The following is an 18,028-nucleotide window of genomic DNA, read 5'->3' as shown; positions in this document are numbered from 1 at the left end:
TGCGCCGGCTCCGCAGTGCGTTGGTAGGAGAACACAGGAAGTTGCGACACGCGACGGGGGGCAGGCAGGTTGAATGCGTTCGATGAAAAGGCCGGGTACTGGCGCAGCCTGCTGGCCGGCGTGCCGATGCGGCTGGAACTGCCGGTGGCGTCCGCTAGCGCTGCAGTCGCTGCGGATAGCCCCCCGCAACCGCGGCAGGCCGATGCAGGCGAACTCGAGGCATGGGCACGGCAACGGGGGGCGACGTTCGCCGATGTTGCGCTGGTGCTGTGGGCAAGCGTGTTTGCCCGGTTGACCGGGCAATTGCAGATTGTCGTCGGCGTCGACGGCATCGCTGCGCCGCAGCCGGCCGGGGAACATCCCGTATTGCTGCCGCTGCGGGTGGATTTCAGCGAAACCGCCACGCTGGAACAACTGCTGCAGTCGATATCTTCGCAACGGGTGCAGAGCGGCCTGCATGCGGATGTTCCGGCGGACATGTTCGACGGAATTCTGCCTGCCATGGACGCGGCGGCCGGACCGCGCTTCCAGATCGGATTTGCCTCGGCGCCTGGCGCGCTTGCGGATTCGGCGATCGGCATGGGCGTGGAGCCCGACGAAGACGGCTGGCGGGTGGAAGTGCATGCGCGGGACCCGCAGGCCTGCGCCGGGAGCCAACGCCTTCGGGGTTATTGGGATTGCCTGCTTCACGGCCTGCTGGCCGACCGCCAGATCCCGGTGCTGCAGTTGCCGCTGATGGCGGACGAACAGATGCGGCAGCTGGCCGCGCTGGGAAACGACACCGCGGTGGACTATCCGCCGGCGGAAGCCGTGCAGCAGTTGTTCGAAATGCAGGCGGCGCGCACGCCGGATGCGCGGGCGGTGGTGCAGGACGGACGCTCGTTGAGCTATGCGCAACTCAATGCGCAGGCGAACCAGCTGGCCCGGCATTTGCGCGGGTTGGGCATCGGCGTGGACGATCGCATCGCGATCTATGCCGACCGTGGCATCGAAATGGTGCTGGGGCTGCTGGCGGTGCTGAAGGCCGGTGCGGCCTATGTGCCGCTGGATCCGACCTATCCGGCCGAGCGGCTGGCCTACACCGTGCAGGACAGCGAACCTTCGGCGCTGTTGACCCAGTCCGGTATGGAAACCGACTGGCGCCAGGCGCTGGGCGATTTGCCGCCGCAATTGCCGGTCATCGATCTTGCAAGCGCCACCCCGGAATGGGCCGCCCAGCCTGCGCAGGATTTGCCGCCGGCCGATCTTGGCCTGACCGCCGAACGCCTGGCCTACGTGCTGTATACCTCCGGTTCGACCGGCACGCCCAAAGGCGTGGCGATGCCGCACGGACCGCTGATCAATCTGATCCAGTGGCAGATCCGGCAGCCCGGCTCGGACCTGCCGCGGCGCACGCTGCAGTTCGCGGCGCTGGGATTCGATGTGGCCTTCCAGGAAGTGCTGGGCACGCTGGCGAGCGGCGGCGAACTGCACCTGATCGATCAGCAGACCCGGCTCAGCGCCGGCAAGCTGTTCGATTTCATCGTCGAACACCGCATCGAGCGGATGTTCCTGCCTTACTTCGCGCTGCAGATGCTGGCCGAGGGCATGGAAAACCGCGCCAGCGCGCTGCCCGATGGGCAGGCGGTGGAGTGCGCGCTGCGCGAGGTGATCACCGCTGGCGAACAATTGCGCATCGAGCCGAAAATCGCCCGATTCTTCCAGCGCCTTCCCGGCTGCCGGCTGCACAACCATTACGGGCCTACCGAAACCCATGTGGTCACCGCGCTGACCTTGCCCGAGGACCCGGACAGCTGGCCGCGACTGCCGAGCATCGGCCGTCCCATCGCCAATGCCCGCGTCTATCTGCTCGACCCGCAGGGACAACCGGTGCCCGAGGGTGTGGTGGGCGAGTTGTACCTGGCCGGTCCGGTGGTGGCGCGCGGCTATCTGAAGCGCCCGGACCTGAGCGCCGAGCGCTTTGTGCCGGATCCGTTCCGCGAACAGCCGCAGGCGCGCATGTACCGCACCGGCGACATCGGCCGCTGGCTGCCCGACGGCAATCTGGAATTGCTGGGACGCAAGGATTTCCAGGTCAAGATTCGCGGCTTCCGGGTCGAACTGGGCGAAATCGAAGCGCAGATCATGGCCCATCCCGGCGTGCGCGAAGCCGGGGTGCTGGCGCGCGAGGACACTCCGGGGCTGAAACGATTGGTGGCCTATTTCGCTCCGCTGGATGCGGAAAAGCCGGTCGATGTGGAAGCGCTGCGGCATCATCTGATCGCGCAGCTGCCCGACTACATGATTCCGGTGGCTTACGTGCAGATGGACGCGCTGCCGCTGTCGCCCAACGGCAAGCTGGACCGCGGCCGCCTGCCGGCGCCGGGCCGGCACCGGCCGGATTGGGCCGGTGCCTACGAGCCGCCTCGCGATGCCACCGAGGCGGCGCTGTGCCGGATCCTGGCCGAAGCGCTGGACCTGGAATCGATGGGCCGCAACGACAACTTCTTCGACCTTGGCGGCAGTTCGCTGCTGGCGGTGCGCGTGCTGGAAGGCATCCGCCGCGAGGGCCTGGGCGACGTCCCGACGATGGCGCTGTTTCGCGATCCCACGCCGGCGGCGCTGGCGCAGGCGATCCGGGGCGGTGGACAGCAGGCGATCGAGCCGTCGCGGATGGCGGCGGTCCGCCGCGGCGATCACGACGATCCGATTGCGATTATCGCGATGGCCGGGCGTTTCCCGGGTGCCGCCGATACCGAAACCTTCTGGCAGAACCTGTGCGAGGGCCGCGACACGGTCAGCCGTTTCGCGCTGGAGGATATCGACCCCGGCGTGGCGGAGGCCACGCGGCGGGATCCGCTGTACGTGCCGGCGCGCGGCATCTTCGACGACGTCGACAAGTTCGACGCGGCCTTCTTCGGCATCTCGCCGAAAGAGGCCGAGCTGATGGACCCGCAGCAGCGCGTCTTTCTTGAGCTGTGCTGGGAATGCATCGAGCGCGCCGGCCATGTGCCGGACGCCAGCCCGGTACCGGTCGGCGTGTTCGCCGGCATGTACAACGCCAGTTACTACCAGCACAACGTGCTGGCGCATCCGGACCTGATCGACAAGGTCGGCGCGTTCCAGGTGATGCTGGGCAACGAGAAGGATTACATCGCCACCCGCGTCGCCCACAAGCTCAACCTGACCGGGCCGGCGATCAGCGTGCATACCGCGTGCTCGACCTCGCTGGTGGCCATTGCCCAGGCGGTCGACAGCCTGCGCGCGGGCCGCTGCGGCATGGCGCTGGCCGGCGGCATCGCGGTGACCTGTCCGGTCCGCAGCGGCCACCTGTACCAGGAAGGCGGCATGCTGTCGGCCGACGGGCATACCCGCAGCTTCGACGCCGATGCGACCGGCACGGTGTTCAGCGACGGCGCTGCGGTGGTGCTGCTGAAGCGGCTGTCCGATGCCATTGCCGATGGCAATCCGGTGTATGCGGTGATCCGCGGCGTGGCGGTCAACAACGACGGCGGCAACAAGGCCAGCTTCACCGCCCCCAGCAGCGAAGGGCAGGCGGCGGTGATCGCGATGGCGCAGGTCGATGCCGGCGCGGAGCCGCGCAGCATCGGTTACGTCGAAACCCATGGCACTGCAACGCCATTGGGCGACCCGATCGAGATCGAAGGACTCAGCAAGGCGTTCCGGCGCGGCACCGACGACTCCGGTTTCTGCGTGGTCGGTTCGGTCAAGAGCAACATCGGCCATACGCTGATGGCCGCGGGTGCGGCAGGCGTCATCAAGACCGCGCTGGCGCTGCAGCATGAGCTGATCCCGGCCACCGCCCACTTCAACCAACCCAACCCGGTCATCGATTTCGCGCGTAGTCCGTTCGTCGCCAGCGGGCAGACGTTGCGCTGGCAGCACGAGGGCCGGATGCCGCGGCGCGCCGGGGTCAGTTCGTTCGGCGTTGGCGGCACCAATGCGCATGTGGTGATGGAGCAGGCGCCGGCGCTGGCCGATTCGGAGCCGGCGACCGGGCCGCAGCTGCTGGTGCTGTCGGCGCGCAGTCAGGCGGCGCTGGGCCAGGCGGTCGCGCAGCTGGCCGATCATCTGGATGCGCACGACGACAATCTGGCCGACGTGGCGTGGACGCTTGCGGCCGGCCGCAAGGCATTCGGGCACCGGGTCGCGATTGCCGCCGCCGACCGTGCCGATGCGGTCGCCAGGCTGCGCAGCGCGGAGACGGCGGCGCAGGCCGCCCGCAGCCGCCCGGCGCATGCCGGCGAAGTCGTGTTCCTGTTCCCGGGGCAGGGGTGCCAGTACGCCGGCATGGGCCGCGAGATCTACCGCAACGAGCCGGTATTCCGCGACGCTTTCGATCGCTGCGTCGACGAGCTGAAGGCCGAGTTGAAGCTGGACCTGGGCCAGATCGTGTTCGGCGACGATGCCGAGGCGATGCTGCCGACGGCGATCATGCAGCCGGCGATTTTCTCGTTCGAATATGCGCTGGCGCAATGGTGGTTGAGCCAGGGGCTGACGCCGGTGGCGATGATCGGGCACAGCGTCGGCGAGTTTGTCGCCGCCACCCTGGCCGGGGTGTTTTCGCTGGCCGACGCGCTGCGGCTGGTGGCGCGGCGCGGGCGCATGATGCAGGCGCAGCCGTCCGGCGCGATGTTGTCGGTGCGGTTGTCGCTGGAGGATCTGACCGCGCGTCTGCCGGCCTCGCTGTCGCTGGCGGCGGAGAATGCGCCCGGTGCCTGCGTGGTGGCCGGGTCGCACGAGGCGGTGGCGGCGTTGCAGGCGCAATTGGAGAGCGATGGCATCGCCTGCCGCGCACTGAAGACCTCGCACGCGTTCCATTCGGCGATGATGGAACCGGTGGTGGAAGGCTTCCGCGCCGAAGTCGCGGCGATGCCGCGCAACCCGCCTGCGCTGCCCATCGTGTCCACCGCCAGCGGCCAATGGCTGGACGCGGACACGGCGGTGTCGCCGGACTACTGGGCCCGCCATTTGCGCGAACCGGTGCGTTTTTCGTCGGCGCTGTCGCAGGTGCTGGCCAGCCCGGCGCGGGTGCTGCTGGAAATCGGACCGCGCGCCACGCTGACCACGCTGGCGCGGCAGCAACCGGCGCTGCAGAAACACCGTATCGCTGCGGTCGCTTCGCTGGCCGACAACGTCGACGGCGAGCATCTGCAACTGACTGGCGCGGCCGGGCAGTTGTGGTGCGCCGGCGCGCCGGTGGATCCGGCACGCCTGGATCGCCGCCAGCGCCGCCGCCGTCTGCGCCTGCCGACCTATCCGTTCGAGAAAAAGCGTTATTGGGTAGAGCAGTTGCCGGCCGCGGTCAGCAACGTCGTTCCCCATCCCACCATCGCCGCCCGTGCGACCCTGGAGACCCTCATGCCTGTCGCTTCCGAACCCGTTGCCGCCCCCATTACCGACCGCAAGCCGCGCCTGGTCGCGCAGCTGAAGGAGGTGTTCGAGGACGTGGCCGGCTTCGACCTCAGCGATGCCGACGGCGATGCCAACTTCATCGAACTGGGACTGGACAGCCTGATGCTGACCCAGGTCGCGCTGCAGTTGCAGAAGACCTTCCCGGTCAAGATCACGTTCCGCCAGCTGATGGGCGAATACGCCAGCCTGGAGCGCCTGACCCAGGCGCTGGACGCGCAGTTGCCGCCCGAGGCTGCGCCCGCTGCGCAAGCGATCTCCGCGGCGCCGACGACAACGACGGTGCCGGCGACTCCGGTGTCGTTGCCGCCGGCTCCCGTCGCGGTGCCGGCCTCCGGCATGGCGTTGCCGATGGCGGCCGCGGCCGCCGTGGATGGCGATGCGCTGCGCAGCGTGATAGCGCAGCAGATGCAGTTGATGTCGCAACAGCTGGCCTTGCTGGCAGCTAGCGGCACCGCGCCGGTCGCTGCCGCTTCCAATCCGCCGGCCGTTTTGGCCGCAGTGGCGGCCGCACCGGCGAACGTGGCGGCTTCGTCCGTACCGGCCGTTGCGCCAGCGGCGACCGCAGAGCCTGCTGCGCCGGTCGCCGACGAGGAAGCCGCGCTTGCCCATACCCGCTACGACGTCAAGAAGGCCTTCGGTGCCATCGCCCGCATCGATGCGGCCGGCACTACCGAATTGAACCCCCACCAGCGCAGCCGGCTGGATGCCTTCATGCGGCGCTACGTGGCGCGCACGCCCAGGTCCAAGCAGTACACCCAGCAGCACCGCGCCCATATGGCCGACCCGCGCGTGGTCACCGGCTTCCGTCCGCTGACCAAGGAGATCGTCTACCAGATCGTCGTCGAGCGTTCCAAGGGCTCGCACGTGTGGGACATCGATGGCCACGAGTATGTCGATGCGCTCAATGGCTTCGGCACCAGCCTGTTCGGCTGGCAGCCGGAATTCGTGACCGACGCGGTCAAGCGGCAGTTGGAGGCCGGCTACGAAATCGGTCCGCAACACCCGTTGGCGGGCGAGGTGGCGCAACTGGTCTGCGAACTGACCGGGCACGAGCGTGCGGCCCTGTGCAACACCGGCTCCGAAGCGGTGCTGGGGGCGATGCGCATCGCCCGCACGGTCACCGGACGCGACACCATCGTGCTGTTCTCCGGTTCCTACCACGGCATCAACGATGAAGTGATCGTGCGCGGCACCAAGAAGCTGCGCGCGGTGCCGGCGGCGCCGGGCATCCTGCGCAACACCGCCGAGAACGTGCTGGTGCTGGATTACGGCACGCCCGAGACGTTGCAGATCATCCGCGAACGCGCGCACGAACTGGCCGCGGTGCTGGTCGAACCGGTGCAGAGCCGGCGTCCGGATTTCCAGCCGGTGGAGTTTTTGCAGGAGGTGCGCAGGATCACCGCCGAGGCCGGCGCCGCGCTGATCTTCGACGAAGTCATCACCGGTTTCCGCTCGCATCCGGGCGGCGCGCAGGCGCTGTTCGGCATCAAGGCGGACCTGGCCACCTACGGCAAGGTGGTCGGCGGCGGCTACCCGATCGGGGTGATGGCCGGCAAGCGCGAATTCATGGACGCGCTGGATGGCGGTTTCTGGCAGTACGGCGATGCTTCGGTGCCGACGGTGGGGGTGACCTATTTCGCCGGTACCTTCGTCCGCCATCCGCTGACGCTGGCCGCGGCCAAGGCCTCGCTGGAGCATATGAAGCGCGAAGGCGCGGCGCTGCAGCAACGGCTCAACGAACGCACCGCGGCCATGGCCGGGGAAATCAACGCCTTCTGCGAACAGGCCGGCGCGCCCGTGCGGATCAAGCACTTCGCCTCGCTGTGGCGCACCCATTTCGACGAGGACCATCCGTTGCAGGATCTGCTGTTTGCGATGATGCGCAGCCGCGGCATCCATATCCTCGACAACTTCCCTTGCTTCTTCACCACCGCGCACAGCGAGGCCGATTTCCAGGCCATCATCCAGGCCTACAAGGAATCGGTGCAGGAACTGCAGGAAGCCGAGCTGCTGCCGCGCAAGGCCGCCACGTCGCGCACGGTGATGGATGGCGACAAGCCCGCGGTGCCGGGCGCGCGCCTGGGCCGCGACCCGGAAGGGCGGCCGGCCTGGTACGTGCCCAATCCGGATAGTCCCGGCCAGTACCTGAAGGTGGGCGCATGATCGAGCCCAGCGCCGTGCGGCGCGCCGCACCGACCGCCGTCGACTACGATCCTTTTGCCGGCGGCGAGCTTTCGCGGGTGGTGCCGACCACCGAACCGCAGCGCGAACTGTGGCTGGCCGCCCGGTTGGGCGACGACGCCTCGCTGGCCTACAACGAATCGGTGTCGCTGCGGTTGCGCGGTCCGCTGGATTCTGCGCGCCTGCAACAGGCGTTGCAGCAGGTGGTCGCGCGCCACGATGCGCTGCGCGCCAGTTTCGGTCCCGACGGCGAAACCTTCTGCGTGATCCAGCCCGACACGCTGGCGCTGCCGTTCGTCGACATCGCCCATCTGAGCGGAGTCGAGCGCGAGGCTGTCGTCGCCCAGCACCGCCGCGCCGGCGTGGAGACGCCGTTCGCGCTGGAGCAGGGCCGGCTGTTCCGCGCCGAACTGCTGCGGCTGGCGCACCAGGATCACCTGCTGTTGATGCATGCCCACCACATCGTCTGCGACGGCTGGTCGTGGTGGGTGATCGTGCGCGAACTCGGCGCGGCCTATGCCGAAAGCGTTGGCGCGGCCGCCGCCGGCTTGCCGGAAGCCGATTCCTACGCCGACTATGCGCTGGCCGAAGCATTGCATCCGGCCGGGCCGGAATTCCGCCGCGACGAGCAATACTGGCTGTCGCGCTTCCAGGGCGAGATTGCGGTGCTGGATCTTCCAACCGACCGCGCGCGCCCGGCGCGCCGCAGCTTCGCTTCGCTGCGCGAGGACTATCTGCTGGATGCGGACCTGGTGTCGGCGGTGCGCCGGCTGGGCGCGCGCCGCGGCGCCAGCCTGTTCGCCACCCTGCTGGGCGGATTCGCCGCGCTGCTTTCGCGCATCGCCGGGCAGGATCAGGTGGTGATTGGCATTCCCGCGGCGGGGCAGTCGGTGGATGGGCACGATCATCTGGTCGGTCATTGCGTCAACCTGCTGCCGCTGCGTTTCGACCTGGCGCCGGCGCAGAGCTTTGCCGATGTGCTGGCCAATGCGCAGGAAACCCTGCTCGATGCCATCGAGCACCAGCGCTACACCTTCGGCACCCTGCTGAAGAAGCTGCGCATCGCCCGCGACCCGGCGCGACTGCCGCTGGTCAGCGTGATGTTCAATATCGATCAGGCGCTGGATCAGGAGAAGAGCGGATTCCCGGGCCTGTCGCTGGAATTCACCACCAATCCGCGCAGCTACGAAAACTTCGAGCTGTCGGTCAACGCGGTGCAGGTCGACGGCAGGCTGCGGCTGGAATGCCAGTACAACCGCGATCTGTTCGATGCCGCCACCGTGCGGCGCTGGCTGTCGGCCTACGAGGCCTTGCTGCGCGCGGCGGTGGAGCGGCCGGAGGAACGCGTCTGCCGGCTGGCGCTGGTCGATGCGCCGGCGTTCGCCGAACTGGCGGCGCTGCAGCCGCCGGCGGTGGCGTTCGACCGCGAGTGCCGGATGCATGAGCATTTCGAACGGCAATGCGACCGCGCGCCGGAGCGGATGGCGGTGCGTTGCGGCAACCAGGCGCTAACCTACCGGCAACTGGAGTCGCGCGCCAACCGCATCGCGCAACTGCTGCGCCGGCACGGCGTGCAGAAGGGCGCGCTGGTCGGGCTGGCGATGGACCGCGGCACCGACATGCTGGCCGCTCTGCTGGGCATACTGAAAGCAGGCGCCGGCTATGTGCCGCTGGATCCGCAGTTTCCGGCCGACCGCCTGGCCTACATGGCCAGCGATGCCGGCCTGGCCGCGCTGCTGACCCACGGCAGCCACGCGGCGCAGTTCGATCTGCGCGGCCGCCCGGTGCTGGCGCTGGATGCGCTGGAGGCCGAACTGCAGGCGCTGCCGGACAACCGTCCGGGACGCGATGCCGGCGCGGCCGATGCCGAATCGGTCGCCTACGTCATTTACACCTCCGGCTCCACCGGCCGGCCCAAGGGCGTGCAGGTACCGCATCGCGCGGTCGCCAACTTCATCGCCGCGATGCAGCGGCAGCCGGGCCTGGAACTGGACGAGCGGCTGGTTGCGGTCACCACGCTGTCGTTCGATATCGCGGTGCTGGAACTGATGCTGCCGCTCAGCGTGGGCGCCGAAGTCGTGCTGGCGGACAAGGACACGGTAATCGACGGTGCCGCACTGGCGGACTTGCTTGCCGCCTGCCGCGCCACCGCGATGCAGGCCACGCCGGCGACCTGGCGGCTGCTGCTGGAAGCCGGCTGGCAGGGCGGCGCCAGCTTCAAGGCGATGTGCGGCGGCGAACCGTTGCCGCAGGATCTGGCGCAGGCGCTGCTGCCGCGCTGCGGTTCGCTGTGGAATCTGTACGGCCCCACCGAAACCACCGTGTGGTCCACCTGCATGCGCGTGCAGGCCGCTGCCGGCGGCGCGCCCGACATCCATATCGGCCGCCCCGTTGCCAACACCCAGGTGTGGATACTCGATGAGCACGGCCAGCCGTGCCCGCGCGGGGTGCCGGGCGAGATCTGCGTCGGTGGCGAGGGCGTCACCCTGGGTTATCTGGACCGGCCCGAGCTGACTGCCGACCGCTTCCTGCCCGATGCCTTCGCCTCCAGCGGGCCGGGATTCGGCACCGGCATCGCGCGGCCGACGCTGTACCGTACCGGCGACCGCGGCCGCTGGCGCGCCGACGGCAACCTGGAACATCTGGGACGGCTGGATTTCCAGGTCAAGGTGCGCGGCTACCGCATCGAACTGGGCGAGATAGAGAACAACCTGATCTCGCACCCTGCGCTGACCCGGGTGGTGGCGATGGCGCGCGAGGACCGTCCCGGCGATATCAGGCTGGTCGCCTACGTGGTGGCCGCACCCGGCATGGAGGTTGCCGACGCCGCGCTGGCGGCGCATCTGAGGCAGCATTTGCCGGACTACATGGTGCCGCAGCATTTCGTCCGTCTGGACGCGATTCCGCTGCTGCCCAACGGCAAGGTAGATCGCAAGGCGCTGCCGGCGCCGGATGGGCGGGCCGCAGCATTGACCGCACCGGCAGGCGACACCGTGGCGCCCCGCGACGCACTGGAAGCGGCCGTGGCCGCGGCGATGGAAGCGGTGCTGGGGCGTCCGGGGATTGGCGTAAACGATGGCTTCTTCGAACTGGGCGGCCATTCGCTGCTGGCCGCGCAGTTGTGCGCACGCCTGGCCAAGGAGCTGGAGGTGCCGGTGCCGTTGCGGCTGCTGTTCGACGCGCCCAGCCCGGCCAAACTGGCGGCGGCGTTGCGCGACAGCGTGGCGCGGCCGGACATGCAGGCCGCGGCCGCGCGCATCATTCCGCACCGGCGCGATCAGTCCAGCGCGCCGATGACGCTGATGCAGCAACGGCTGTGGGTGTTCGAGCAGATGGATCCGGGCACGGTCACCTACAACACGCCATCGGCCCATCGCCTGCACGGGCCGATGGATCTGCAGGCGTTCGAACGGGCGTTCCAGGAGATGCTGCGCCGGCAGGCGTCGCTGCGCACGATCGTGGTGCCGGAAGGCGATTCGGCGGTGCAGAAAGTGCTGGATACGCTGGACTTCTCGCTGCTGCCGCTGACCGACCTGTCGGCGCTGCCGGAACCGCAGCGCATGCAGACGTTGATGCAGGATCTGGAAGCGATGACCGCGCAGCCGTTCGTGCTGGACCGCGCACCGCTGTTCCGCGCCAAACTCTATCGGTTGGCCGAGGATGATCACGTCCTGTATTTCATGACCCACCACATTATCTGGGACGGCTGGTCCTTCGATGTGTTCTACAGCGAGATGTCGGCGTTGTACGCGGCCTTCGCCGCCGGCAAGCCGTCGCCGTTGCCGGAACTTGAAGTCAGCTACGGCGATTTCGCCCAGTGGCACCAGCAACGGATGAACACGTCCGAGCTCGACCATCAGATCCAGCACTGGAAACGCCATCTGCAGGGCGAACTGGAGCCGTTGCGCCTGTCGGAGGACTACCCGCGTCCGGCCGCCGCCAGCGGCAACGGCAGCACCGAATGGGTCCATGTGGATCGCGCCACTACCGACGCGATGCGCGAGATCGGCGCGCGCTCCGGCGCCACCTTGTTCATGACGCTGTTGACGGCGTATTACGTGCTGCTGCACCGGCTCAGCGGGCAGGACGACCTGGTGGTCGGCTTGCCGTTCCGCAACCGGAACTCGGAAGCGCTGGAAAAGGTGATGGGCTTCTTCGTCAACATGTTGCCGTTGCGGCTGCGGCTGGATCCGGCGATGCCGTTCGTCGAACTGGTGAAGCGCGTGCGTGCCGCCGTGGTGGAAGCGTTCGAATATCCCGATGTGCCGTTCGAGCACCTGTTGCGCGAACTGAAGGTGCCGCGCGATCAGAGCCGTTCGCCGATCTACCAGGCGCTGTTCTCGTTCCAGGACGTGCGTGCGCGCCAGCTGCGCTGGGGAGAACTGCAGCACGAGCATCTGCTGATGTTCCAGAAGGGCATGAGCAACGATCTGGGGCTGTGGTTCCTGGAACACGAGCAAGGCCTGTCCGGCGCGATGGGCTACAACACCGACATCATTTCGGCCGAGTCGGCGCAAGCCATCCATCACCGCTTCGTGGCGCTGCTGCAGTCGTTGTGCCGCGACCCCGGCATTGCCATCGGCGATGCCGGGATACTGTCCGAGCGCGACCGCACGCAACTGGTGCGGTGGAATTCGACCACCGCGGCGATTCCGGATGGCGCCACCGTCGATGGACTGCTGCTGCAGCAGATGCGCCGTTCGCCGTCGCGCATCGCTGTCCGTTTTGGCAACCAGGCGATCAGCTATTCGCGCCTGGATACCCGCAGCGCACGGATCGCCGATGCGCTGCTGGCGCGCGGGGTGGAGCCGGGTTCGCTGGTTGGCGTGGCGCTGGATAGGCATGCCGATCTCGTTGCCGCGACGATCGCGGTGTGGCGCATCGGCGCGGCCTATGTGCCGCTGGATCCGGCCTATCCTGCCGAGCGGCTGAAATTCATGGCCGAGGATGCCCAGCTGGCGCTGGTGATCAGCGAGGGCGAACTGGCCGAACCGATGGGATTGCCGGCAAGCCGGCTGCTGCTGCTGGACCGCGATGCCGGCGAGATCGATGACGCGCCGCCGCAGGTGGCCAACGGCTACCGCAACCGGGCCACGGCCGATTCGTTGGCCTATGTCATCTACACCTCCGGTTCTACCGGCAAGCCGAAGGGGGTGATGGTGCATCATCGCGCGGCGGTCAATTTCCTGCAGAGCATGGCGCTTACGCCGGGCCTGGGCGCGGAGGACAGGTTGCTGGCGGTGACCACCACCTCGTTCGACATCTCGGTGCTGGAGCTGTTCCTGCCGCTGAGCGTCGGTGCCGAAGTGGTGCTGGCCGAACGCGAGACCGCGATGGATGGCGCCGCATTGGCGCAGCTGCTGAGCGATGCCGGCATCACGGTGATGCAGGCCACGCCTTCCACCTGGCGATTGCTGCTGGATGCGGACTGGAAGGGCCGGCCCGGTTTCAAGGGCCTTTGCGGCGGCGAGCCGCTGCCGCCGGACCTGGCCATGCAGCTGGGCGGGTGTTGCGATGAGCTGTGGAACATGTACGGCCCGACCGAAACCACGGTCTGGTCCACCTGCTCGAAGATCGTTGCGGCGCCTGCGCAGGCGGCGCCGGATATCCATATCGGCCAACCCATCGCCAATACCACGGTATGGATACTGGACCCGCGCGGCCAGCTCTGCCCGGTGGGGGTTTCCGGAGAAATCCATATCGGCGGCGCCGGGGTCACCCAGGGCTATCTGCACCGGCCCGAACTCACCGCCGAACGGTTCATCGCCGATCCGTTCGCAGCCGCGAGCGCGGACGCGTCGTTGCCGCCCCGGCTGTACCGCACCGGCGACCGCGGCCGTTGGCGCAGCGACGGTGTAATCGAACACCAGGGCCGTCTGGATCATCAGATCAAGCTACGCGGCTACCGGATCGAACTGGGCGAGATTGAAAACACGCTGGAACGCCATCCCGACGTCGCCAGCGCAGCGGTCGTCGCGCGCGAACTGCAACCGCAGGACGTGCGCCTGATCGCCTATGTGGTGCCGCGCCGCGATGCGTCGCTGCAGGTCCAGGCCTTGCTGGCAGGGCTGAGGGATTCCCTGCCTGCCTACATGGTGCCGCAGCATGTGGTGACGTTGGCGGCGCTGCCGACATTGCCCAACGGAAAAACCGATCGCAATGCCTTGCCGGTGCCGGTGCTGGCGGCGGCCCCGCCGGTGCAGGCAGGCGACCGGCAGGGCGATGCGCCCGCGCGAACTCCGGAACCCGGCCCGTCGCCGGTTCCGGCTGGGCAAAGGGCAGAGCTGGCGGTGCCGGTGGAACCGGAGGCGCGGCCGCTCCATGCCGATTCCCGGATCGACTATCTGATGAGGTTGTGGGCCGAACTGCTGGGCGTTGCGGCCGGCCCCGACGACAACTTCTTCGACCTCGGCGGCCATTCGATGCTCGCCATCCGAATGGCGAACCGGGTTGCCCGCGATACCGGGGTGAGGCTCAAGCTGTTGTCGCTGGCCACGCATAACCTGGCGCAGGTCGCCGCCTCGCTGCCGGCCGCGGCAAGCCCGGCCGCACGCGGAAGCGGTGGCGGCGGCAGCGGCGGCAGCCGGATTCTGCGCTACCTCAAGCGGCTGATATCCGGACCGGAGCGGCAACAATGAAACCGGCGGTCGCGTTGGGGCATGGCTGGTGCACCGCGGCAACGGCGGTGCGGCGATGGTGTGGCCGAAGGTTTCCGCCGTTTGCGTATTCAATTTCTATCAGGCCATGCCATCGGCGGTGGTGTTGCGGGAGGCGAGGGCGTGTCATGCACTTCGAGGTGAGTGCATAACACGCTCTAGGGACGATGTGATCTTGGGGGCGGGAATGCAAATTGGCCGACATGCGCAACGGAAAGCGGCGATGCGCCGGAACGACGTTCAGGGACGGCGGGCGACGGGAGCAGCATGCCCGGAGGCCCTGTCCGGATATGCAGAATGAACGGAGAGACGATGCATCCGTTCTATTTCGGCCGTGAAAAACGGCGTCTGTTCGGCGTTTTCCACCGTCCCGAGGGAACAGCGCGTGGCGCGGTCCTGATGTGTCCGCCGCTGCTGCATGAGCAGTTTCGCAGCTACCGGTTCTTTTCCCGGATTGCCGCCGAGCTGGCCGCAGCGGGGTTGGGCTGCCTGCGCTTCGATTACTTCGGCACCGGCGATTCGGAAGGCGAGGACAGCGACTTCAGCCCGGCCGAATGCGGGGAGGACATTGCCATCGCCGCCGAAGAACTGCGCCGCCGCTGCGACGGCGTGCCGCTGATCCTGATGGGTATCCGCGGCTCGGCATTGCTGGGCGCGCGCGAGGCGCGCCGCGTCGGCGCTTGCGCGCTCTGGCTGTGGCAGCCGGTTACCGATGCGGGCCGCTACCTGCAGACGCTGGAACAACGCGATCTTCAAGAGCGCGGTTCGCGTTACCGCTTTCCGCTGCGCGACCAGATCGCGCCTGCTGCGGCATCGGATCTGATGGGCTTCCAGCTTTCCGGGCGATTCAGGGCCGAATGGACCGCATTGGACGCTTCGGCCTGCGATAGCGACATTCCCGTGGCTATCGTCGACTCCGCCTGCAAGGACTGGCCATCGCCGTCCCGCTGCAGTTACTACGAACTGCCCGCCGAAAGCACCGCTTGGTCCGACGAGGTCGACCTGAGCGGACTGATTCCCGTACGCGGTGTGCGGCCCGCGCTGGCCGCATTGATTTCCGACCTGCCGAGGTGGACGGCGCATGGATGAAGTCATCGCCCTGGACGGCGGACGCAGCTATGGTCTGTTGACGCGTGCGGCAGGCAACCGTCGCCGGCGCGCCGTGGTGTTGTTCAATCCCGGCTTGATCCACCGTACCGGCGCGTTCCGCTTTCATGTGCGGCTTGCGCGCGGCCTGGCGGCCCGGGGATTCGACGTGTTCCGGTTCGACCTTCCCAATACCGGCGATGCTCCAACCGGCACGCATGCGACCAAGGAATCGGTGGTGGACGAAGTATTCGACGCGATCGAAGCCAGGACGGGTTCCCGCCACTTCATCATCGGCGGCATCTGCAGCGCCGCCGACCTGGGTTGGAAGATCGCGCTGGTCGACAAGCGGGTTGTGGGCCTGCTGCTGATGGATGCGATGGCGGTGAAGAACCACTGGTTCCGGGTCGGACAGCTGCGGCTGCTGCTGAAGCGCCCGCCGTCGTCGTGGCCGGGAATGATAATGCGCTTCCTGCGCCCCAAGCCGGCGGGATTGCCGGGAATCATGGATTTTCGCGACTGGCCTGAGCCGCAGCAGTTCAAGCGGCAATTGGCGCAGTTGCTGGAACGCGGCGTCGATACCCTGGCCTTCTACACCGGTGGGGTGTCGTACTATCTGCTGCATCCTGGGCAGTTGCGGACAAGCTATGGCGCGTGGCGCGATCATCCCCGTCTGCAGTTGGAATTCTGGCCCGAGATCGATCACATCCTGTTCTCTCCGCTCGACCGCGAGCGGGTGAGCGCTCGCATCCTGCAATGGATGGAGGGACTATGACCGCCAGTCGTCGTTGCGTTTGCGCTGGCAGCGGCGGGCCGGCACCGCTGCCAACGGGTGCGCGCGCATGAACCAGAACGAGCCATCGGGCCCGGACGGTCTGGCTCAGGCGGCCGCGCCGCCGTACCGGTCGCCGCTCTATCCGCCGCCGGCGGCCGGTGCCGAGCGGCTGAAGGTGGCCGTGGTGGCGCCGGCGGAGGTGCCGCTTTGGCTGCACCGTTTTCTGGAAATGGCGTTGGCAAGCCGGCACATCGATATACGGCTGTTGCTCGTTCCTGCGTCGCCGGTTCCGCATGAGTCGGCCGCGCCAGCCGATCTGCGCGCTTTCCTGCGTCTGGAACGCAGCCTGCTGCGCTGGTTTCTGCGTACGTTCCGCCATCTCGAAGACGGAGCGCTGTCGCAGGTTGCGCTGGAAAACCTGAAGGACGATGGACTGCACTGGCAGCAGGCGGCTGGCGACGCCGAGGCGGTCCGGCAACGCGTAGCCGCGCTGCGGCCGGATCTTGTCCTGTTGCTGGGACCTGCGGATTGGGCGCCAGCGCTGTCGGCCGTGTCGGTGCACGGGTGCTGGACCATCGACGGCGATCTTGCCGATCCCATCGAAGCAGGGCTTGCCTTGCTGCAGCCGATCATGGCGGGAGAGGTGGCGACGCCTTTCGGACTGGAGCTGGTTTCTGCGCAGGGCGGACGGATTCCACTGGAGATGAGTTGGGGCGCGACCCGGGCGGTGTCGTTCAGCCAGCACCGCGACCAGGCCTTTCTCAAATTGCCGGCGCTGCTGTTGCGGGCGTTGCGTCGCCTGGCCGACGGCCGGTTGCAGGTGGCTGCGGCCGGTAATCAGACGCTGCGGGTCGCTCCGGCTGTTCCCGCCTATGCGGCTGGCGTGGGATTGCGTGCGTTTGCGATAACCCTGAAATTGCTGGCGCAGTGGCGAAGCCGGCGGCGCAGTGCGCAGCAGCCCTGGTTCGTCGTACTGCCCGATGCGCAGGACCCTCTCGATCCGCGCTCGCCGCGGGTTGCCGCAACGCGCAGTTTGGTTGCCGAAGGCGGCAACTACTGGGCGGATCCTTTTCCGGTCGAGCACGGACAAAGGAAACTGCTGTTTGTGGAAGAATTCATCGAAACCAGCGGCCGTGGCGTCATCACCTGCCTGGAACTGCAGGCCGACGGCACCGCGCTGAATCTTGGCATCATCCTGCAGGAGCCGTTCCACCTTTCCTATCCGCAGGTATTCCAGTGGCGAGGGCACTGGTATATGACGGTGGAGTCGTGCGAGTCGCAGCGCGTCAGCCTGTACCGGACCGATGATTTTCCCAGGGGCTGGCGGCAGGTCGCCCATTTGCTGGAAGGCCGCGTCTGCGTCGACCCCACGCTGTATCTCCACGAGGGCCATTGGTATCTGTTCGGCAACGTATCCGAAAGCGGCGCCAACCCTTCGGACGAACTGTTCCTGTTCGTTTCCCGCACGCTGGAGGGGCCGTATCTGCCGCATCCGGCCAATCCCATCGTCAGCGACGTGCGCAGGTCGCGGCCGGCAGGCCAGTTGTTCCTGCATGAGGGAAGACTGATCCGGCCAGCGCAATGCTGCGCTCCGATCTACGGTTCCGCCGTCGTCTTCAACCAGATCGGTACGCTCAGCCCGCAGGAGTACGCGGAAACCCCGTTGTCGCGCCTGGACCCGGTGTGGTCAGGCGCGCTCGATGGTTGCCATACCTACAACCGCGCCGGAGAAATCGAGGTGCTGGATGCCCATGGCGAGCCCCCGCCTGCGTCGACACGTATACGGGTGCTCGATGCCGCCGCGGCAATGCAGGCGCCAGCGCATCTGCGGGATGCTGCCGGAACATGAACCTGTCGGCACATCCTCGAAACCAAAAGAACCATAGAAAAAAACCTGGCGAAGCTGGGCTTCGCC

Annotated in this window: 5 protein-coding genes; all 5 read left to right on the top strand. The window is 67.7% G+C overall.

The window, feature by feature from the left end; translation table 11 throughout:
• Window positions 1-69 precede the first annotated feature (69 nt).
• The 5 genes from CRO39_RS13790 to CRO39_RS13770 all read left to right on the top strand — a co-directional run bounded on the left by CRO39_RS13790 (window position 70) and on the right by CRO39_RS13770 (window position 17,962).
• Complete coding sequence (locus CRO39_RS13790; RefSeq protein WP_097122525.1) at window positions 70-7,578, top strand: hybrid non-ribosomal peptide synthetase/type I polyketide synthase; 7,509 nt, start codon at window positions 70-72, stop codon at window positions 7,576-7,578.
• Window positions 7,575-14,234, top strand: a complete 6,660-nt coding sequence (locus CRO39_RS13785; RefSeq protein WP_097122524.1) for a non-ribosomal peptide synthetase — start codon at window positions 7,575-7,577, stop codon at window positions 14,232-14,234. Before CRO39_RS13790 ends, CRO39_RS13785 begins: the two co-directional genes overlap by 4 nt.
• A 330-nt stretch (window positions 14,235-14,564) precedes the next feature.
• Window positions 14,565-15,341 carry an alpha/beta hydrolase family protein gene (locus CRO39_RS13780; protein ID WP_217991845.1) on the top strand — a complete coding sequence of 259 codons (777 nt, stop codon included), beginning with the start codon at window positions 14,565-14,567 and terminating at the stop codon, window positions 15,339-15,341.
• Window positions 15,334-16,113 (top strand): alpha/beta fold hydrolase, encoded by a 780-nt coding sequence (locus CRO39_RS13775; RefSeq protein ID WP_097122522.1) that lies wholly within the window; start codon window positions 15,334-15,336, stop codon window positions 16,111-16,113. Before CRO39_RS13780 ends, CRO39_RS13775 begins: the two co-directional genes overlap by 8 nt.
• 67 nt (window positions 16,114-16,180) lie before the next feature.
• Entirely contained in the window at window positions 16,181-17,962 is a 1,782-nt protein-coding gene (locus CRO39_RS13770) for a glucosamine inositolphosphorylceramide transferase family protein (protein WP_141400801.1), read from the top strand.
• Window positions 17,963-18,028: the final 66 nt, after the last annotated feature.

It is taken from the genome of Pseudoxanthomonas wuyuanensis (genome assembly GCF_900215535.1).
Lineage (GTDB): Bacteria > Pseudomonadota > Gammaproteobacteria > Xanthomonadales > Xanthomonadaceae > Pseudoxanthomonas_A > Pseudoxanthomonas_A wuyuanensis.
Note: the sequence above shows the minus strand (reverse complement) of the source record. Positions and strands in the feature narration are given on the sequence as shown.

Bases quoted from the DNA above. Each gene is read 5' to 3' on its own strand.
- CRO39_RS13780 (WP_217991845.1), top strand. From the start codon at position 14,565: ATGCATCCGTTCTATTTCGGCCGTGAAAAACGGCGTCTGTTCGGCGTT.
- CRO39_RS13785 (WP_097122524.1), top strand. From the start codon at position 7,575: ATGATCGAGCCCAGCGCCGTGCGGCGCGCCGCACCGACCGCCGTCGAC.
- CRO39_RS13770 (WP_141400801.1), top strand. From the start codon at position 16,181: ATGAACCAGAACGAGCCATCGGGCCCGGACGGTCTGGCTCAGGCGGCC.
- CRO39_RS13775 (WP_097122522.1), top strand. From the start codon at position 15,334: ATGGATGAAGTCATCGCCCTGGACGGCGGACGCAGCTATGGTCTGTTG.